The organism is Lysobacter sp. GQ73, assembly GCF_059758755.1.
On record NZ_JCAXEE010000023.1, the window covers coordinates 1 to 697 of the forward strand.

Below are 697 nucleotides of genomic sequence, written 5' to 3' on the forward strand. Positions count from 1 at the left end.
CCCCGGCGGCGGCACCCTGCAACTGCCGGGGCTGGAACTCGAAAACATCGGCCGGCCGCCGCATACCGCGCACTTCGACCTTGAGCTCGCCCTGACCGACAGCGGCGACAGTCTGCAAGGCAATCTGTCCTTCGCCAGCGACCTGTTCGAGCGCGAAACCATCGAGCGCTACGCCGGCTACTTCGTGCGCCTGCTGGAAGCGATAGTCGCCGATCCCCAGTGCGCGGTCGGCCGGCTGCCTTGGCTGCCGGCGGCCGAGCGCGAACTGGTGCTGGAGACCTTCAACGACACCGCCTTCGATTACCCGCGCGAGCGCTTGCTGCATCAGCCGTTCGAGGCGCAGGCGCGCTCGGCGCCGGACGCGACCGCGCTGGTCTGCGGCGACGAGCGGCTGAGCTACGCCGAACTCAACCGCCGCGCCAATCGCATCGCCCATCGCCTGCTCGCGCTCGGCGTGCGCGCCGACGACCGCGTGGCGATCTGCCTGGAACGCGGCCCGGCCCTGGTCGCCGGCGTGCTCGGCATCCTCAAGGCCGGCGCGGCCTACGTGCCGCTGGACCCGAATTACCCGCCGGACCGGCTCGCCTACATGCTCGCCGACAGCGCGCCGATGGCGTTGTTGAGTCAGCAATCGTTGAGGGGCTTGCTGGGCGAGGTCGCCGTGCCGGTGGTGTCGGTCGACGACGCAGCCCTGAAA

The 697-nt window shown here is 70.3% G+C and carries 1 protein-coding gene; it reads left to right on the forward strand.

The features are described 5' to 3' along the window. On the forward strand, window positions 1–697 hold a 697-nt coding region (locus AC6CH2_RS22495), incomplete at both ends, for an AMP-binding protein (protein WP_498271159.1).